Source organism: Haloferax sp. s1 (genome assembly GCF_058382125.1).
The window spans coordinates 1-2,030 of sequence record NZ_JBZRPK010000217.1 but is presented as its reverse complement, the minus strand read 5'-3'; the positions used below and the strand labels follow the sequence as shown (position 1 = coordinate 2,030).

Here is a 2,030-nt window from a genome sequence, read left to right as displayed (position 1 = left end):
CTATTCGGCTCCCCACTGCCCACCTGAAGGCTTATTACAGACGTGATAACTGTCTGAACTATGGGGCCCTCCAAAGCAACTACCTCCCGCCGCGACGTGCTCCGTCTCGGTGGCGGGACGCTCGCACTCCTCGCCGGGTGTCTCGACCAACGGAAGCAGGCGAACGGGAAAGACCCGACCACCTCGTCCAACACGTCCGATACGTCCGATACGTCCGACTCGTCTCCGACGAGCACGACGACGAGCGAACCAGTCGACGTGAGCGTCTCGAACGTCACTGTCGTTCCCGGGATAGTCGCGCCCAACACGCCGGACTCCGTCGCCGTGTTCGGCGACCGCGACGAGCAGTTTCTCATTCTGAACGTCGCGCCGTCCGGGCATCCCAGCCCCGCGTCCGGCGAGTTCACGCTCTCGACCGACGACGAGACTACCGCTCCGAAGGATATCCGAGATATAGCTTCGCACGGGAATCCGTTCGACCGCACTAATCCATACGAAGGCGCAGGTACTGGCTACCTGCTCTACTCGCTTTCGAACCCGCTGGAGACCGACTCAGTGAGCCTCCGGTGGCCCGGCGGCGAATACGAGTTCGAAAACGACGTTGTCTCGGCCCTTACACGCCCGCCGACCGACTTCCGAGTCGGCGAACTCGATGTGCCAGAAAGCGTCGAAAGCGGCACGGAGTTGACTCTCTCCGTAACCATCGAAAACACCGGGTCGGTCGAGGGGACGTTCGTGGGTGCGCTCAACCGGTCGGGGCCGTACGTCGCACACACGCCGGTCAAAGCAATTTCAATCGACCTCGCGCCCGGAGAGTCGGAGACGTGGACCCACACGTACACGCCCACCCTCGACGACCCGGAGCACGCGGGCGGGATGCAGTACTACTTCAGATGGCGCGACGGTTCGAAGTCGGTCGAGCTATCGGTCGAACCACCGTCGTAAACCCCCGCGAAAAATAGCCGAGGTCGCTCAGTTTTCGACCGCCGAGGCGGCGCGGACGATAGTCTCTTCGCCGAACTTCGGACCGATGAGTTGGAGACCGACCGGCAGGCCCTCGGTCTCGCCCGCCGGGACGGAAATCGCGGGGAGGTTTGCAAGGTTCACCGGAACGGTGTTGGCGTCGGCGAGATACATCTGCAGCGGGTCGTCGAGGCTCTCGCCGAGTTTGAACGGCGGCACGGGCATCGTCGGCGATGCGAGCACGTCGACGTCCTCGAAGGCGGCGTCGAAGTCCTGTTTAACCCACGCGCGGGCGTCCTGCGCCTTCGCGTAGTACTTGTCGTGGTAGCCAGCGGAGAGGGCGTAGGTGCCGAGGAGGACGCGCCGTTTGACCTCGGAGCCGAAGCCTTCCTCGCGGGCGCGGGCGAACGCCTCGTTCCAGTTGCCCTCGTAGCCGCCGGATTTGCCGTAGCGGACGCCGTCGAAGCGTGCGAGGTTCGAAGACGCTTCGGACATGGCGATGACGTAGTAGGCGGCGACGGCCTTCTCGACGGAGGGCATGCTGACCTCGTAGTACTCGGCTCCCTGTGCTTCGAGTTCGTCGAGTGCGGCCCAGAAGGCTTCCTCGACGCCCTCGTCGGCACCTTCGACCAGTTCGGTCGGGACGCCGATAGTCAGCCCTTCGACGTCGCCGTCGGCGGCAGAAGCGTAGTCGGAGTCCGCGCCGTCGTCGTGAGTCGTGCCGTCTCGGTCGTCGGGACCGGCGATAACGTCGAGCAGTGCGGCGGCGTCCTCGACAGTCGGTGCAATCGGGCCAATCTGTTCGAGAGAGTTCGCGTAGGCGACGAGACCGTAGCGCGAGACGAGACCGTAGGTCGGCTTGATGCCGACGACGCCACAGAACGCGGCGGGACAGCGGATGGAGCCACCCGTGTCGGTCCCGAGTGCGAGGTCGGCCTCACCGGCGGCGACGGCGGCCGCGGAGCCACCGGACGACCCACCGGGGACGCGCGCTTCGTCGACGGGGTTTTTCGTCGGGCCGAACGCCGAGGTTTCGGTCGTCGTCCCCATCCCGAACTCGTCCATGT

General features: G+C 65.0%; 2 protein-coding genes. One reads left to right on the top strand and one right to left on the bottom strand.

The window, feature by feature from the left end; translation table 11 throughout:
- Positions 1–60: 60 nt before the first annotated feature.
- Positions 61–945: a hypothetical protein gene (locus tag QT222_RS01860; RefSeq protein ID WP_491476124.1), complete on the top strand. Its 885-nt coding sequence runs from the start codon at positions 61–63 to the stop codon at positions 943–945.
- Positions 946–972: 27 nt separating this feature from the next.
- Here the strand turns inward: QT222_RS01860 and gatA are convergent.
- A partial coding sequence (gene gatA, locus QT222_RS01855) for an Asp-tRNA(Asn)/Glu-tRNA(Gln) amidotransferase subunit GatA (RefSeq protein ID WP_491476123.1) occupies positions 973–2,030 on the bottom strand: 1,058 nt, incomplete at its 5' end.

Coding starts and splice junctions, on each gene's coding strand:
- QT222_RS01860 (WP_491476124.1), top strand. CDS start 61: ATGGGGCCCTCCAAAGCAACTACCTCCCGCCGCGACGTGCTCCGTCTC.